This window comes from Burkholderia pseudomultivorans, from assembly GCF_902499075.1.
Lineage (GTDB): Bacteria > Pseudomonadota > Gammaproteobacteria > Burkholderiales > Burkholderiaceae > Burkholderia > Burkholderia pseudomultivorans.
This window is the reverse complement of record NZ_CABVPP010000001.1, coordinates 165,294-180,710: the sequence shown is the minus strand read 5'-3', so window position 1 is coordinate 180,710 and position 15,417 is coordinate 165,294. Positions and strand designations below refer to the sequence as shown.

14 protein-coding genes are annotated in these 15,417 nt (G+C 67.7%); 7 read left to right on the top strand and 7 right to left on the bottom strand.

The annotated features are described in order from the left end of the window. The first annotated feature begins 10 nt into the window (after positions 1–10). The 4 genes from BST28156_RS00780 to BST28156_RS00765 all read left to right on the top strand — a co-directional run bounded on the left by BST28156_RS00780 (position 11) and on the right by BST28156_RS00765 (position 3,972). Positions 11–1,345 (top strand): aspartate aminotransferase family protein, encoded by a 1,335-nt coding sequence (locus BST28156_RS00780; RefSeq protein ID WP_174901170.1) that lies wholly within the window; start codon positions 11–13, stop codon positions 1,343–1,345. A 63-nt stretch (positions 1,346–1,408) separates the two neighbouring features. Next, positions 1,409–1,963, top strand: a complete 555-nt coding sequence (locus BST28156_RS00775; protein ID WP_060238794.1) for a carboxymuconolactone decarboxylase family protein — start codon at positions 1,409–1,411, stop codon at positions 1,961–1,963. Between the two features lie 208 nt (positions 1,964–2,171). After that, positions 2,172–3,071 carry a lipid A hydroxylase LpxO gene (gene lpxO, locus BST28156_RS00770; RefSeq protein WP_174901169.1) on the top strand — a complete coding sequence of 300 codons (900 nt, stop codon included), beginning with the start codon at positions 2,172–2,174 and terminating at the stop codon, positions 3,069–3,071. A 139-nt stretch (positions 3,072–3,210) separates the two neighbouring features. After that, entirely contained in the window at positions 3,211–3,972 is a 762-nt protein-coding gene (locus BST28156_RS00765; protein ID WP_174901168.1) for an extensin, read from the top strand. A 136-nt stretch (positions 3,973–4,108) separates the two neighbouring features. Here the strand turns inward: BST28156_RS00765 and ahpF are convergent, their stop codons facing one another. The 4 genes from ahpF to BST28156_RS00745 all read right to left on the bottom strand — a co-directional run bounded on the left by ahpF (position 4,109) and on the right by BST28156_RS00745 (position 7,805). Further along, entirely contained in the window at positions 4,109–5,713 is a 1,605-nt protein-coding gene (gene ahpF / locus BST28156_RS00760) for an alkyl hydroperoxide reductase subunit F (RefSeq protein ID WP_174901167.1), read from the bottom strand. A gap of 112 nt (positions 5,714–5,825) precedes the next feature. Further along, positions 5,826–6,389, bottom strand: a complete 564-nt coding sequence (ahpC, locus tag BST28156_RS00755) for an alkyl hydroperoxide reductase subunit C (protein WP_174901166.1) — start codon at positions 6,387–6,389, stop codon at positions 5,826–5,828. A gap of 80 nt (positions 6,390–6,469) precedes the next feature. Next, a complete protein-coding gene (locus tag BST28156_RS00750; RefSeq protein WP_254596330.1) occupies positions 6,470–6,808 on the bottom strand; it encodes a CopG family transcriptional regulator in 339 nt (112 codons plus the stop codon). Positions 6,809–6,908: 100 nt separating this feature from the next. Then, positions 6,909–7,805 carry a LysR substrate-binding domain-containing protein gene (locus BST28156_RS00745; RefSeq protein ID WP_174901165.1) on the bottom strand — a complete coding sequence of 299 codons (897 nt, stop codon included), beginning with the start codon at positions 7,803–7,805 and terminating at the stop codon, positions 6,909–6,911. Between the two features lie 177 nt (positions 7,806–7,982). On the opposite strand from BST28156_RS00745, the gene BST28156_RS00740 reads away from it, so the two are divergent. From BST28156_RS00740 to BST28156_RS00730, 3 genes are all read left to right on the top strand, one after another. Beyond that, complete coding sequence (locus BST28156_RS00740) at positions 7,983–9,149, top strand: branched-chain amino acid ABC transporter substrate-binding protein (RefSeq protein ID WP_174901164.1); 1,167 nt, start codon at positions 7,983–7,985, stop codon at positions 9,147–9,149. Positions 9,150–9,270: 121 nt separating this feature from the next. After that, positions 9,271–9,807: an L-2-amino-thiazoline-4-carboxylic acid hydrolase gene (locus tag BST28156_RS00735; RefSeq protein WP_174901163.1), complete on the top strand. Its 537-nt coding sequence runs from the start codon at positions 9,271–9,273 to the stop codon at positions 9,805–9,807. Continuing rightward, the gene (locus BST28156_RS00730) at positions 9,800–11,068 is read left to right on the top strand and encodes a Zn-dependent hydrolase (protein WP_174901162.1); all 1,269 of its coding nucleotides are present in this window, start codon (positions 9,800–9,802) and stop codon (positions 11,066–11,068) included. Before BST28156_RS00735 ends, BST28156_RS00730 begins: the two co-directional genes overlap by 8 nt. A 137-nt stretch (positions 11,069–11,205) precedes the next feature. Here the strand turns inward: BST28156_RS00730 and BST28156_RS00725 are convergent, their stop codons facing one another. The 3 genes from BST28156_RS00725 to glmS form a co-directional block, all read right to left on the bottom strand. Then, positions 11,206–12,042, bottom strand: coding sequence for a c-type cytochrome (locus BST28156_RS00725; RefSeq protein ID WP_174901161.1), 837 nt, complete (start codon positions 12,040–12,042; stop codon positions 11,206–11,208). 175 nt (positions 12,043–12,217) lie between these two features. Continuing rightward, a complete protein-coding gene (locus tag BST28156_RS00720; RefSeq protein ID WP_174901160.1) occupies positions 12,218–13,513 on the bottom strand; it encodes a hypothetical protein in 1,296 nt (431 codons plus the stop codon). Further along, a complete protein-coding gene (glmS, locus tag BST28156_RS00715; protein ID WP_060238766.1) occupies positions 13,510–15,333 on the bottom strand; it encodes a glutamine--fructose-6-phosphate transaminase (isomerizing) in 1,824 nt (607 codons plus the stop codon). Before glmS ends, BST28156_RS00720 begins: the two co-directional genes overlap by 4 nt. Positions 15,334–15,417: the final 84 nt, after the last annotated feature.

Sequence of the window (15,417 nt, the reverse complement as noted above, 5' to 3'; positions counted from 1 at the left end):
GAGGCAACGCATGACGACCGTTTTCCATCGCGCGCCCCGCGCCACCTTGCCCGTCGCCGTCGCCGGCGACGGCATCGAGATCATCGACTCGACCGGCAAACGCTATATCGACGCGTGCGGCGGCGCGGCCGTGTCGTGTCTCGGTCACAGCAACCAGCGCGTGATCGACGCGATCAAGCGGCAGGCGCAGCAGCTGCCGTACGCGCATACGTCGTTCTTCACGACCGAGGCGGCCGAGGAACTGGCCGACCGGCTCGTCGACGCCGCGCCGGCCGGGCTCGAGCACGTGTATTTCGTGTCGGGCGGCTCGGAGGCGATCGAGGCCGCGCTGAAGCTGGCGCGGCAGTATTTCGTCGAGAAGGGCGAGCCGCAGCGCCGTCATTTCATCGCGCGCCGGCAGAGCTATCACGGCAACACGCTCGGCGCGCTCGCGATCGGCGGCAACGCATGGCGGCGCGAACCGTTCCTGCCGCTGCTGATCGAAGCGCATCATGTGAGTCCGTGCTACGCGTATCGCGAACAGCGCGCGGACGAAACCGAGGAGGCGTTCGCGCAGCGCCTCGCCGACGAACTCGAACGGAAGATCGTCGAGCTCGGCGCGGAAAGCGTCGCGGCGTTCGTCGCGGAAACGGTGGTCGGCGCGACGGCCGGCGCGGTGCCGCCGGTGCGCACGTACCTGAAGAAGATCCGCGCGGTGTGCGACAAGTATGGCGTGCTGCTGATCCTCGACGAGATCATGTCGGGGATGGGGCGCACCGGCTACCTGTTCGCCTGCGAAGAAGACGGCGTCGCGCCGGACCTGCTGACGATCGCGAAGGGGCTCGGCGCCGGCTATCAGCCGATCGGCGCGACGCTCGTCAGCGATCGCATCTACCGGACGATCGTCGACGGCTCCGGCTTCTTCCAGCACGGCCATACCTATCTCGGCCACGCGACCGCCTGCGCGGCTGCGCTCGAAGTGCAGCGCGTGATCGCGGAAGAGCGCCTGCTCGACAACGTGAAGGCGCGCGGCGAGCAGTTGCGCGCGGCGCTGCGCGAGCGTCATGCCGCGCATCCGCATGTCGGCGACGTGCGCGGGCGCGGCCTGTTCGTCGGCGTCGAGCTCGTGCGCGACCGCGACAGCAAGGCGACGTTCGATCCCGCGCTGAAGCTGCATGCGGCGGTCAAGCGCGAGTCGATGCAGCGCGGCCTGATGGTGTATCCGATGGGCGGCACGATCGACGGCGTGCACGGCGACCACATCCTCGTCGCGCCGCCGTTCATCTGTACCGCGCAGCAGATCGACACGATCGTCGAGCGGCTGTCGGATGCGATCGGCGCGGCGCTCGCGTCGGTCGGCGCATAACGGATTCGGCCGGCACGACTGCCGTCCGGATCGCATCAGCCACGACTTCAACGACTCATCGCCATGACAGACAGACTGCCTCCATTCGATCCCGCGTCGGCCACCGACGCGCAGAAGGCCGTGCTGGCCGAGATCCTCAGCGGCCCGCGCGGCAACCTGAACGGGCCGTTCCTCGGCTGGATCGCGAGCCCCGAACTCGCACAGCATGCACAGCGGCTCGGCGCGTTCTGCCGGTATCGCACGGGTCTGCCGCTGCGGCTGTCGGAACTCGCGATTCTCGTGACGGCCGCACGCTGGCGCTCGCAGGCCGAGTGGCATATCCATCATCCGATCGCGCTCGACGCGGGCGTGCCGGCCGCGACGGCCGACGCGATCCGGCGCGGTGTCGCGCCCGCGTTCGAGTCGGACGACGACGCACTGATCCATGCGTTCGCGACCGAGCTGTACGACACGCGGCGCGTCAGCGACGCGACGTTCGCGCGGGCCGAGGCGCGCTTCGGCCACGAGGTCGTCGTCAACCTCGTCGCGCTGCTCGGCTATTACGCGCTCGTCGCGATGACGCTCAATACGTTCGGTATGCGCGCAGACGGACAAACTGATTTGCCGTTTCCGGAATAATCGCCGGCCGCGCGTTCATTCGGCTGCGCGGCGCATCGCTGCGCATGCGCGCGCAAGGCCCGTGGATACGGGCTTTCCGCCGTATTTTGCTGTCTCCGCAGCGTCGCGCGGCCGCTCGTCGGCCGGCGCAATCACGCACGTTCGTCACAGCGCAGAAAAATTTCCCCGTATTTAGAATCCCGTCAAACAGCTTACGGGGGAAATAAAAATGCGTTGGGTCCTGTTGATCGTCTTCATTGCGTGCGTCGTCTACACGCATCGACGCGGCAGGGTGCGGCACCGGTTTTTCCGGCAGCTCTCCGATCATTCGACCTTTACCGCGCCGCTGAACTGCTTCTCGTATGCATTGTCGTCGGTGCCGACGACGCCGTTTCTCGACACGCGCGACTTCCCGGAACTGGCGGCGCTGCAGCGCGAATGGCGCACCTTCCGCGACGAAGCGCTCGCGCTGCGCGAGGCGAACCGGATCAAGGCGTCGGACACGTACAACGACATCGGCTTCAACTCGTTTTTCCGCAACGGCTGGAAGCGCTTCTACCTGAAGTGGTACGACGCGCCGCATCCGTCGGCGCAGGCGCTGTGTCCGCGCTCGGTCGAGATCCTGTCGCGGATTCCGTCGATCAAGGCCGCGATGTTCGCGTCGCTGCCGCCGGGCGGCAAGCTCGGGCTGCATCGCGATCCGTATGCGGGCTCGCTGCGTTATCACCTCGGGCTCGACACGCCGAACGACGCCGCGTGCCGGATCGTCGTCGACGGCGAGTCGTATGCGTGGCGCGACGGCGAGGCCGTGATGTTCGACGAGACCTATCTGCACTGGGCCGAGAACCGCACCGGGCGCGATCGCATCATCCTGTTCTGCGACATCGACCGGCCGATGAAATATCGCTGGGCGCAGCGCATCAACGACGCGTTCGGGCAACTGCTGATGCGCGCGGCCGCGTCGCCGAACGAAACCGGCGATCGCACCGGCGGGCTCAATCGAGCGTTCCGGTATCTGTACGCGATTCGGCGTGCCGGCAAGCGGCTGAAGGCGTGGAATCGCACCGTCTACTACATCGTCAAGTGGGCGCTGTTCGGCGGGATCGCGGTCGCGATCTTCTGGATCTGACGCCGCCGTGCGCGAAGCGGGGGACGGATAGGTCGGACGATTGGCCTGCCGCCACAATGCAACCAAATGTATTCATGCGGGATCGCGCGGCGGCGGACGCGTATCATGGCTTGTTCACGTCGATAAGAGTGAGCCACGCATGACGAGTACCCGCAAGACACTGATGATCGCCGGCGCGCTGCTGGTGGCCGCGGCAGGCACCGGCTACGTGATGCTGCTGCGTGCAGACCACCGCGCGATCGAGGAGGCCGGCATCGGCGATTCCGCCGCACCGGCGGCCGCCGCGCCGGCGAACGACGATCACACGGCACAGGGCGCGATCGCGCCGCCGCGCGCCGGAGCGACGCAGCAGCCGGCCGCACCTGCTGCCGCGAGCGTGGCGCCTGCGTCGGCTGTTGTCGGTCATATCGCTAGCGACAAGCCGCAGCCGCCTGCGACGCCGGTTGTGCGGCCGACCGTCAAGGTCGTGACGGTCGACGCGCAGGATTCGACCCCGGCGGCCCCGAAACCGGCAGTCCCGGCGGCGCCGGCGCCCGCGGTGCAGCAGGCGCAATCGACACCGCCGACACCACAACCGACGCAGCACGCGTCGCGCCGCCGCGAGGGCCTTGAACGTCACGCGGCAGCGAATCCGCCGTCTGCGATCCAGAAATCCGAAACGCCTGAAACGGCTGCGCTGGTCCGCGAATCGGCGAAGCTCGATCCGTCGCTGCCGCCGCCGCCGATGTCGGCCTATGCGGGTGCGGGCACGGGCGCCGGTGCCGGCGCCGGAACGTATCGGCAGGGCTCGTCGTCGGGCGCGAATCCGGTCGCCGCGGCGATGACCGAGCAACTGGTGAGGGAGTCGAGCAGCATCAAGTCGCAGACGCCTGCGAACGGCGGTCCGACGACAGCCAAATAACGATCGCGGCGATCCCGCTCGTGCGATGCGGTCGCGCACGGCGACGAGCGATCGCGCGATCCGTTCCGAACGAAAAAAGACCCCGCACGCCGACCAGGGCATGCGGGGCCAAGAGAGATCCCTTGCTGCGTGCGCGTTACGCGGCGATCGCTTCCTCGGCCTGCTGCTGCGTGGCTGCCACTGCCGCCGGCGTCGCGTCCTGACGGATCAGGTAGTCGAATGCGCCGAGCGATGCCTTCGCCCCTTCGCCGACCGCGATCACGATCTGCTTGAACGGCACCGTCGTCACGTCGCCGGCCGCGAACACGCCGGGCACCGACGTCGCACCGCGCGCGTCGACGACGATCTCGCCATGCTTCGACAGCTCGACCGTGCCCTTCAGCCATTCGGTGTTCGGCACGAGGCCGATCTGCACGAACACGCCTTCGAGGTCGATCCGCTTCACGTCGCCCGAGCGACGATCCTGGTAGACGATTCCGTTCAGCTTGCTGCCGTCGCCGGTCAGCTCGGTCGTCTGCGCGTCGGTGACGATCGTCACGTTCGACAGGCTGCGCAGCTTGCGCTGCAGCACTTCGTCCGCGCGCAGTTGCGAACCGTATTCGATCAGCGTGACTTCCTTCACGATGCCCGCGAGATCGATCGCGGCCTCGACGCCCGAGTTGCCGCCGCCGACCACTGCGACGCGCTTGCCCTTGAACAACGGGCCGTCGCAGTGCGGGCAGTACGCGACGCCGCGATTGCGGTATTCGCGCTCGCCCGGCACGCCGATTTCGCGCCAGCGTGCACCGGTCGCGAGCACGATCGTCTTCGCCTTCAGCACCGCGCCGTTCGCGAGGCGGACCTGGTGCACGTCGCCGGGAATCAGCGCGTCCGCGCGCTGCACGTCCATGACGTCGACTTCGTACTGCTTCACGTGCTGTTCGAGCGCGGTCGCGAACTTCGGTCCTTCGGTTTCCTGCACCGACACGAAGTTCTCGATCGCCATCGTGTCGAGCACCTGGCCGCCGAAGCGCTCGGCCACCACGCCCGTCGCGATGCCCTTGCGCGCCGAGTAGATCGCGGCCGCGGCGCCGGCGGGGCCGCCGCCGACGATCAGCGTGTCGAACACGGGTTTGCTTTCGAGCGACTTCGCGGCGCGCGCGCCGGCACCGGTATCGAGCTTCGCGAGGATTTCCTTCACGCTGCTGCGGCCCTGGCCGAACGATTCGCCGTTCAGGAACATCGTCGGCACGGCCATGATCCGGCGCGCCTCGACTTCATCCTGGAACAGCGCGCCGTCGATCGCGACGTGGCGGATGCGCGGGTTGATCAGCGACATCACGTTCAGCGCCTGCACGACTTCCGGGCAGTTCTGGCACGACAGCGAGAAATACGTTTCGAACGCATAGTCGCCGTCGAGCGCGCGGATCTGTTCGATCACGTCGTCGTCGAGCTTGATCGGGTGGCCGCCGGTCTGCAGCAGCGCGAGCACGAGCGACGTGAATTCATGGCCCATCGGGATGCCGGCGAAGCGGATGCCGGCCGGCTTGCCGGGCTCGCCGATCGAGAACGACGGCTTGCGCGCATCGTCGTCGCGGCGTTCGATCACGGTCACGCGCGTCGTCAGCGACGCGATCTCGTCGAGCAGCGCCAGCAGCTCCTGCGACTTCGCGCTGTCGTCGAGCGACGCGACGAGTTCGATCGGGCGCGTGATCTTGTCGAGGTACGCTTTCAGTTGGTTCTTGAGATTGGCGTCGAGCATGGCGATTCGGATTCCGTATCGATTGTTATGGTCGGGCACGTCGTGCCGGAGGAGGGCGCGGGCCGCGCGATACGGCGGCCCGCGACGGCGCGCATTGCGCGCCGGACGATCGTCAGATCTTGCCGATCAGGTCGAGCGACGGGGTCAGCGTTTCCGCGCCCGGCGTCCACTTGGCCGGGCACACTTCACCCGGGTGAGCGGCGATGTATTGCGCGGCCTGCACCTTGCGCAGCAGTTCGCCCGCATCGCGGCCGATGCCGTTGTCGTGGATTTCGCACAGCTTGATCTCGCCTTCCGGGTTGATCACGAACGTGCCGCGCAGCGCCATTCCTTCTTCCTCGATCAGCACGTCGAAGTTGCGCGACAGCGTGAGCGTCGGGTCGCCGATCAGCGGATACTTGATCTTGCCGATCGTGTCCGACGTGTCGTGCCATGCCTTGTGCGTGAAGTGCGTGTCGGTCGACACGCCGTAGATTTCGACACCCAGTTTCTGGAATTCCGCGTAGCGGTCGGCGAGGTCGCCCAGCTCGGTCGGGCAGACGAACGTGAAGTCGGCCGGGTAGAACACGACGACGGACCATTTGCCCTTGAGGTTCTCTTCGGTCACGGTCACGAAATCGCCGTTGTGGTATGCGGTTGCCTTGAACGGTTTGATTTGGGTGTTGATGATCGGCATCGTGTGATTTCCTTTGCGTCAGGTGTGAATGGAGTGTTGCCAGTATCCGGGTTCACCCCGAGCTTGTGAAATTGCTTGTTTTAATCCGAGGCATCGGGAAATTCTATGTGGGGTGCGGACGAGAGGCGCGGCTGTCGATCGACCGATGCGTCCGCTGCCGCTTCCGGCGTGGCTCGGCCGTCGGCGTGCCGCGCTTCGCGCGACCATTGCGCGCGCGCATTTTCCTGGTAGTCGCTGCCGGACCGCGCACGATGTCTCCATAGACCGAACACGTCGGCGCTGCGGGCGTCGCCGATCCTGGCGACGTGGGCGCTGATGACGTCGCGAACGACGGCATCGAGCGGACGGTGTTCCGATTCGGCAATCCGCGTCAGCTCGGCGACGGCCGTTGCGGGCAGATTGATTGAGATGCGACGCATTGTCACCCTCCGACTGTAGGACGCTCGTAGAGCGCGATAGGGCGTGTTGCCCGTTGCGGTGAGCAGGCATGCTGCGGCAAGGCGAACGGCCATGTCAATCTCACACCCCCGCCATCTCCCTCAACCATTCCGCCAGCCGCCTCGCGCCGTCCGGCATGTCCGCGTCCTCGCGCGTACACAGGTAGTAATCGCGCCCGTCGTCGAGCGCATGATCGAACAGCTTCACGAGTTCGCCGCTCGCGAGTTCGCGCTCGACCAGCGGCGCGCGCAGCAGCGCGACGCCGAGATCCGCGCGCGCCGCGCTCAGCGTGAGTTGCCCGTCCTCGAACATCGGTCCGACCGCGTGCGACACGTGCCGCACGCCGGCGCCCTGCAGCCAATTGACCCAGGCGCTGCGATCCTCGTCGTGCACCAGCGGCGCCTGCGCGAGATCGGCCGGCGTGCGGAACGGCCCGTGACGCTGCAGGAACGACGGGCTGCACATCGGCACCATCGCGCCCGGCACCAGCCGCTCGCAGCGATAGCCGGGCCAGTCGCCGGTGCCGAAGCGGATCGATAGGTCCGATGCATCGCTGCGATAGTTGCGGTGGTGCGCATACAGCACGGTCACGTCGACGTCGGTGTTGTCGGCGAGAAACGCATGCAGGCGCGGAATGAACCAGCCGATGCCGAACAGCGGTATCAGGCTGATCGTGATCTGCCGCAGCGACGAGCGATCGCGCACGAAGCGCGTCGCGCTGCGCAGCACCGAGAACGCGGCGCTGATCGACCGGTAGTAGTCGCGCCCTTCGTCGGTCAGCGCGAGCAGCCGGCCTTCGCGAACCGTCAGCGGCGTCTGGATGAACGCGTCGAGCAGTTGCAGCTGATGGCTGACCGCGGACGGCGTGATGTCGAGTTCGCTCGCCGCCGCCGTGACCGACCCGAGACGCGCGAATGCCTCGAACGCGCGGACCGCGCGCAGCGGCGGATCGTGACGCAATTGTTCGATATTTTTCATGTGTCGAATTTTATAGAAAAATCAGGGTAAGCGACAAGAAGAAAAAGTATCGTGTTTTCATGTGGTTGGTTTATTGTGCCGAGAACGGCATAAGCATCCAACAATTGAGTATTTGGGGTGTGGATGCCAATTCTTTAATATTTTTCATGTTTTGATCCGACCGACCGATCCCTGCACATGAAAATCGCTTTCTTCTCCGCCGGCGTCGCATTTTCCGCGGCTGCCCTGATCGCCTCCGTTCCCGCGTTCGCGCAATCCGCGCCCCAGACGATCCTGATCGGCCTGGCCGCGCCGCTGACCGGCCCGTCGGCGCGGATCGGCAAGGACTTGCAGAACGGCGCGCAACTCGCGATCGACGATGCGAACGCGAAGCATCCGAGCATTGGCGGCAAGCCCGTCGTGTACAAGCTCGTCGCGGCCGACGACCAGTCCGACCCGCGCACGGCCGTCGCGGTCGCACAGCAGCTCGTCGACCGGCACGTGATCGGCGTCGTCGGCCACTGGAACACGGGCTGCAGCGTGCCGGCGTCGCGCGTCTATCGCGATGCGGGCATTCCGCAGATCGCGCCGGCGTCGACGGGCCATCAGTACACGCAGCAGGGCTACGCGACGGCCTTCCGCATCATGGGTCACGACGATGCGGGCGGCAACTTCACGGGCGCCTACGCGGTGAAGACGCTGAAGGCGAAGCGCATCGCGGTGATCGACGATCGCACGTCGTTCGGCGCGGGGCTGGCCGACCAGTTCATCAAGGGCGTGCAGGCGAACGGCGGCACGATCGTCGATCGCCAGTACGTGAACGACAAGACGACCGACTTCAGCGGCGTGCTGACCGCGATCAAGGGCAAGCGTGCGGATCTGGTGTTCTTCGGCGGGCTCGATGCGCAGGCCGCGCCGATCGCGCGCCGGATGCGCCAGCTCGGCGTGAACGCGCCGCTGCTCGGCGCGGGCGGTTTCGTGAGCCAGACCTTCCTGTCGCTCGCGGGCAAGGACGGCGACGGCGTGACCGCGCTCGAACCGGGCCTGCCGCTCGACCGGATGCCGGGCGGCAAGGCGTTCGACGCGCAGTACCAGGCGCGTTTCCACGCGCCGATCGAACTGCATGCGCCGTTCGCGTACGACGCGGCCGCCACGCTGATCGCGGCTGCGCAGAAGGCCGGCACGACGCAGCCGGCGAAGCTGGTTGCCGCGGTTCGCGCGATCGACCGGCCGGGTGTGACGGGCGAGATCGCGTTCGACAAGGAAGGCAATCTGAAGAATCCGGCTTTCACGATTTATCAGGTGCGCGGCGGGAAGTGGACTGTCGTCGATGTGCTCGGCGGCGCGCGGACTGCGGCGAAGTAACAGACGACAGCTTTGCATGGGGTCCAAGCAAGCGCTGAAGCGCTGACTTGAGCCGACAGCTTTGCATGGGGTCCAAGTAAGCGCTAAAGCGCTAACTCGGACCGACAATCGAGACAATTCCATGACCGAACCCACCAAGACCCCGACCACCCCCGAAGACACGCGCCTCGGCATCCTCGCGCGGCGCCGCATCGAAGCGGAAATCATCAAGCCGATCTACGAGATCATGAAGCGCGAATTCGGCACCGAGCGCGCGCAGGCCGTGATCGCGGAAGCCGTACGCGGCGCGGCCGTCGAGGCCGGCCGCACGTTCGCCGCGCAGGAGCCCGACGGCACGAGCGTGCAGTCGTTCATCGCGCTGCAGGTGCTGTGGGAGAAGGACGATGCGCTCGACGTCGAAGTGCGACGCGCCGACGACGCATACTACGACTACGACGTGCATCGCTGCAGCTACGCGGAGATGTACCACGCGATGGGACTCGGCGAGATCGGCCACCTGCTGAGTTGCGCACGCGACAGCTATTTCATCGAAGGCTACGATCCACGCATCGCGCTGACGCGCACCAGCACGATCATGAAGGGCGGCAAGCGCTGCGACTTCCGCTACGCATTGCAACGCACGTCGCGCGACGCCGCGCCGGAGGACGGCAATGCATGACGACCACGCAACCGTGCAGGCCGGCGCGCCGCGCGTGAACGGCGAGCGCCTGTGGGCGTCGCTCGAACGGATGGCGCAGATCGGCGCGACGCCGAAGGGCGGCGTCTGCCGTCTCGCGCTGACCGACCTCGATCGCGAGTCGCGCGACCTGTTCGTGCAGTGGGCGCGCGACGCCGGCTGCACGGTACGGGTCGACCGGATGGGCAACGTGTTCGCGCGCCGCGCGGGCCGCAATCCCGATGCCGCGCCGGTGATGACCGGCTCGCACGCCGACTCGCAGCCGACCGGCGGCCGCTACGACGGCATCTACGGCGTGCTCGGCGGCCTCGAAGTCGTGCGCGCGCTGAACGACGCGGGCATCGAGACCGAACGGCCGATCGACGTCGTGATCTGGACCAACGAGGAAGGCTCGCGCTTTGCGCCGGCGATGGTGTCGGCCGGCGTGTTCTCGGGCGTCTATACGCTCGAATACGGACTGTCGCGCACCGATAGCGCGGGCAGGACGATCGGCGAAGAACTCGAACGGATCGGCTACGCCGGGCCCGAGCCCGTCGGCGGCTATCCGGTGCATGCCGCCTACGAACTGCATATCGAGCAGGGCGCGATCTTGGAGCGGGCCGGCCGGACCATCGGCGTCGTGACGGCCGGACAGGGGCAGCGCTGGTACGAGGTGACGCTGACGGGCGTCGATGCGCACGCGGGCACGACGCCGATGGAATTCCGTCGCGACACGCTGGTGGGTGCGGCGCGGATGATCACGTTCGTCGACGCGCTTGGCCGCCGGCATGCGCCGCATGCGCGCGCGACGGTCGGCATGATCGAGGCGCGCCCGAATTCGCGCAACACGGTGCCGGGCGGCTGCTTCTTCACGGTCGAGTTCCGTCATCCGGACGATGCGGTGCTCGACGCACTCGATGCGGAACTGCGCGCCGAACTCGCGAAGGTGGCGGCCGAGGCCGGCCTCGGCGCGCAGATCGAGCAGATCTTCAGGTATCCGCCGGTGCCGTTCGCGCCGCGCTGCATCGACGCGGTGCGCGACGCGGCGCAAGCGCTCGGGCTGTCGCACATGGACATCGTGTCGGGTGCGGGCCACGATGCGTGCTATGTCGCGCGCGTTGCGCCGACGGGAATGATCTTCGTGCCGTGCGTCGACGGGCTGAGCCACAACGAGGCCGAGGCGATCACGCCCGAATGGGCGGCGGCCGGCGCCGACGTGCTGCTGCACGCGGTGCTGCGCAGCGCGCAGGAAGCCGACGCGTGACGAAGCGGGGGGCCGGTAGCGGACGGCCGGTTGGACGGCCGTCCTTGTGCGCGTATCCCCATCTGCCGTGCGAGTCCAGCATCGCGGCGAGATCGTCGCTCGGGTAGTCGACAACGTCGTCCGTCGAAATATTTCGATCAGCGTCCCGCCTTGCGCCGCGCCATATACGCGAGATACGCGACGATCCGGTCGAGCTCGACGTCGCTCAGCTGTTCCGGCGGAAACGCCGGCATGACGCGGCCCGGCCAGTCGCGCACCGATGCGGGGTTGCGGATATAGCGGCGCAGCGCGGCAGGCTGGAAGTATTCGACCGGATTCATCGGCGTGTTCAGGTCGGGGCCGACATCGCTGCTGCCCGCGCCGTCGATGCGGTGGCATGCGAGGCATTGCGTGACGAACAGGCGCTGGCCCGCGCGCGCCGGGTCGTCGGCGGGCAGCGCCGAATCGACGGCGAGCGAAGGCCAGCGCGCGACCGGCGACGCCTCGATCGTGATGCGCACGATCTGATAAGGCCATTGTTCGCCGCGCACCGCCGACGCCTTCGGGCCGAGCCATACGAGATAGAACGGCCCCGCGCTGACCGTCTTGCCCGGCAATGCCGGCCACGGGTGCGCGGGGTCTTCGATCGCGAGCCACGCGACGGCGTCGGCCGACGCGCGGCTGCGCACGAGATGCGTCGGCAATTGCGCGGCGAAGCCGTCGGCCGCTCGCGTTTCGAGCACGCCGTCCTCCGGCAGCGGCGTATCGCCCAACAGGTCGGCCAGCGGCACCGCGCGGAAGCTCATCGGCTTGCCGTACGCGATGTCGCGCGGCACGTGGATTTCGACGGCGTCGGCGCGCGCGAGCAGCGCCTGCGGCGTGAAAGAGCGGGGCGTGCCGCCGGTCGCGAGTTCGAGCGTGGACTGCGCCGACGCGCGCTGTCCGATCAGGCAAACCGTCAGCAGCAACAGCGAAAACAACCTGCGCTTCAGCATGCGTTCTCCGTGGAAGGGGGCGTTCCGGCGGCGACGGCAGGCAGGGGCGTCGCGGCCGATGAGTGTATCGGGCGACAGTCTATCCGGTGCGGCGAGCTCGCGACCGGAAAAGCGGGCGGGGGAATCGCGTGTGCGCGATGCCGGCCAGGAGGTCAGGCGGCGCGACGCTGCCGCTTCACGACCCGTTCGGGCACGCGTTGCCGAGGTCGGACGCGCGCGTTTCCTGCTGTGGATCGAAGTCGGCTTCGCGCGCGCCGGCCGGCGTCAGCGACACGAAATGCATCGTGTCGTCGCGCGCGGGAAAGCCGGCGATGCCGGTCGGGCTCCATGGAATCGGCGACCGCTGCACGCCGCGCACGGCGATCCGCGCAGGCGACAGCGCGAGCGTCAGCAGGCGTCCGTCGCGCGTCGGCACATACGCGAGCGAGCCGGCCACGCCGATGCCGGATTCGCGCACCGACGCCGGCAGGCAGTCGAGCGTGGCGGTGCGATGGCCGTCCGGATCGATCAGCATCGCGACGCCGCGGCCGTTCGCCGTCGTCGTGACGACGATGAAGCGGTCGATGTCCGGCACGTAGGCCGTCGAATACACGTAGTACTGGATCGCGTCGTTCAGCGTGCCGAGCTTGTCGAGCTTCGCAGTGACGGGGTCGAACATCGCGTAGTCGAGCGTCGCGTCGGTGCTGCCTTCGATGAATTTCTGCCAGACCAGCAGCGCCTTGTGCGGCGAACCCGCGATCATCGGCCACCATTCGCGGCGGTGCGGCGCGACGGCCACGTGGTTCAGCACGTGGCCGGCCGCATCGTAGGTTTTCAGGTAGACGCCGTTGCCGGTGCCGAGATTGTCGACGCCGCCGCCGTCCACCCAGTCGGCCGAGTAGAACACGACGAAGCGTTCGCCGACGGCCGCGACGTGCCCCGAATGGCCGCCCGACTCGACGTCGTTCGGGTACGGCTTGACCGGCTTCAGGTCGCGCCGGTAGATGCCGTAGCGCTGGCTGACCTGCTGCGGTGCGTTCCAGCCGTCCTCGAACGTGACGAAGATGTCGCCGCGCCCGTTCTGTGCGATCGATACGGGCTCCTGCGCTTCCGGGCGGCTGATGAAGGTATGCACGCGCAGCATGTGCGGATTGCCCGGCTGCCATTCGCCGACATACACGTCGTGCGGCCAGTTGCCGTTGCGCAGCGCGCCGCGCGGCACGATGCCCGAACTGCTGAAGAAGATCCAGCGCCGGCCGCCTCCGGCATCGGCCACGCCGATGCCGTGCATGAAGCGCCGCGGGTCGCCGGTTTCCTGTTGCACGGCGAGCGACTGCACCGTGACCGTATGCACGACCGGCGCGCCCGCGAACGCGGCCGGTTGAGCGGCGACGATGCAGGCGCCGCAGAGCGCTGCGACGCAGCGCGCAGCCGCACGCCCAGTCGCGCGCGGCTGCGCGGCAGCCTGCCGCGGGCCGGGCGACGGCGTCATTCGACGGTCACCGACTTCGCGAGATTGCGCGGCTTGTCGACGTCGGCGCCGCGCGTGCAGCCGACGTGGTACGCGAGCAGTTGCAGCGGAATCACGTTGACGATCGGCGACAGCGCATCGCCCGACTCGCGCACGCGGATCACGTGCGTATCGCGGTCGGCGTCGATCTCGAGCTGATGGCCCGCGAGCACGTAGAGCCGTCCGCCGCGCGCACGCACCTCGGCCATGTTGGATTTCAGCTTCTGGAACAGCCGGTCGTCGGGCGCGATCGTCACGACCGGCATCGCGCTCGTCACCAGCGCGAGCGGGCCGTGCTTCAGCTCGCCGGCCGGATAGCCTTCCGCATGGATATACGACACTTCCTTGAGCTTCAGTGCGCCTTCCATCGCGATCGGGAAATGAATCCCGCGCCCGAGGAACAGCGCGTTCTCGTTCTTCGCGAACTTCGCGGTCCAGCCCATGATCTGCGTTTCGAGCGCCAGCGCATGACCGATGCGTTCCGGCAGCGCGCGCAGCTGCTGCAGATGCGCGGCCGTCTGCGCGGCGTCGAGCCGGCCGCGCTGTTGCGCGAGCGTCAGCGTCAGCAGGAACAGCGCGACCAGCTGCGTCGTGAACGCCTTGGTCGACGCGACGCCGAGCTCGATGCCGGCGCGGGTCAGGAAGCGCAGCGGCGCGTTGCGCGCGATCGTGCTGGTCGCGACGTTGCAGATCGCCATCGACAGATCCTGGCCCATCTCGCGTGCACGGTCGAGCGCGCCGATCGTGTCGGCGGTCTCGCCGGACTGCGAGATGCCGACGACGAGCGTGCGCGGATCGGCGACGGTATCGCGATAGCGGAATTCGCTCGCGATCTCGACCTGCGCGGGCATGCCGGCGATCGACTCGAGCCAGTATTTCGCGGTCAGCCCCGCGTAATAGCTGGTGCCGCAGCCGAGCAGCAGCACGCTTTTCACCTTCGACAGCAGCGCGCGCGTGTCGGCCTGCTCGCCGAACAGCGCCGGCGAGATGGTATCGATGCCGTCGAGCGTGTTGTCGATTGCCTTCGGCTGCTCGAAGATTTCCTTCTGCATGAAATGCTGGTAGGGCCCGAGCGCGGCATCGCCGTCGCGCGTGCGGACTTCGCAGAGCGGCCGCCGCGCTTCATGCCCGAGCGCGTCGACGACAGCGATCCGCTCCGGCGTGATCAGCGCGACGTCGCCATCCTCGAGGTAGACGAAACGGTCGGTCAGGTCGGCGAGCGCCGCGCAGTCGGACGCAAGATAGTTCTGCGTCGCGCCGATGCCGATCACCAGCGGCGAGCCCGCGCGCGCGGCGACCAGTCGCTGCGGCTCGCGCGCGCTCAGCACGGCGATCGCGTATGCGCCGTGCAGGCGCTTGACCGCGTGCGTGACGGCGTCGAACAGGTCGTCGCGATAGACGCTGTGGATCAGATGCGCGATCACTTCGGTATCCGTCTCGCCGCGGAACGTGTAGCCGCGCTGCCGCAGCTCCGAGCGCAGCGTGTCGTGGTTCTCGATGATCCCGTTGTGCACGACCGCGATCGTGTCGCCCGACATGATCGGATGCGCATTCATCTCCGACGGCGCGCCATGGGTCGCCCAGCGTGTATGCGCAATGCAGGTCTGCGCTTCGAGGCCCAGCGTCAGCACGCGATCCTGCAGGTCCGCCACGCGTCGCAGCGTACGCTCGCTGCGCAGCCGGCCGTCGCGCTGCACCGCGATGCCGCACGAGTCGTAGCCGCGATATTCGAGCCTGCTCAGCGCGTTGACCAGTTGCGGCACCTGATTGTTCATGCCGCTTGCTCCGACGATTCCGCACATATGTCACCTCGTCCAGAAGAAAATGCCGGGTTGCCCGCCTCGCGCGGCAGCAGGGCGTCGGACTGCGCGCCGTGCGATGCGGAT

Bases quoted from the DNA above. Each gene is read 5' to 3' on its own strand.
- BST28156_RS00720 (WP_174901160.1), bottom strand. From the start codon at position 13,513: ATGACGCCGTCGCCCGGCCCGCGGCAGGCTGCCGCGCAGCCGCGCGCG.
- BST28156_RS00765 (WP_174901168.1), top strand. From the start codon at position 3,211: ATGACGAGTACCCGCAAGACACTGATGATCGCCGGCGCGCTGCTGGTG.
- BST28156_RS00775 (WP_060238794.1), top strand. From the start codon at position 1,409: ATGACAGACAGACTGCCTCCATTCGATCCCGCGTCGGCCACCGACGCG.
- ahpF (WP_174901167.1), bottom strand. From the start codon at position 5,713: ATGCTCGACGCCAATCTCAAGAACCAACTGAAAGCGTACCTCGACAAG.
- lpxO (WP_174901169.1), top strand. From the start codon at position 2,172: ATGCGTTGGGTCCTGTTGATCGTCTTCATTGCGTGCGTCGTCTACACG.
- BST28156_RS00750 (WP_254596330.1), bottom strand. From the start codon at position 6,808: ATGCGTCGCATCTCAATCAATCTGCCCGCAACGGCCGTCGCCGAGCTG.
- BST28156_RS00745 (WP_174901165.1), bottom strand. From the start codon at position 7,805: ATGAAAAATATCGAACAATTGCGTCACGATCCGCCGCTGCGCGCGGTC.
- BST28156_RS00780 (WP_174901170.1), top strand. From the start codon at position 11: ATGACGACCGTTTTCCATCGCGCGCCCCGCGCCACCTTGCCCGTCGCC.
- BST28156_RS00730 (WP_174901162.1), top strand. From the start codon at position 9,800: ATGCATGACGACCACGCAACCGTGCAGGCCGGCGCGCCGCGCGTGAAC.
- BST28156_RS00735 (WP_174901163.1), top strand. From the start codon at position 9,271: ATGACCGAACCCACCAAGACCCCGACCACCCCCGAAGACACGCGCCTC.
- BST28156_RS00725 (WP_174901161.1), bottom strand. From the start codon at position 12,042: ATGCTGAAGCGCAGGTTGTTTTCGCTGTTGCTGCTGACGGTTTGCCTG.
- BST28156_RS00740 (WP_174901164.1), top strand. From the start codon at position 7,983: ATGAAAATCGCTTTCTTCTCCGCCGGCGTCGCATTTTCCGCGGCTGCC.
- ahpC (WP_174901166.1), bottom strand. From the start codon at position 6,389: ATGCCGATCATCAACACCCAAATCAAACCGTTCAAGGCAACCGCATAC.
- glmS (WP_060238766.1), bottom strand. From the start codon at position 15,333: ATGTGCGGAATCGTCGGAGCAAGCGGCATGAACAATCAGGTGCCGCAA.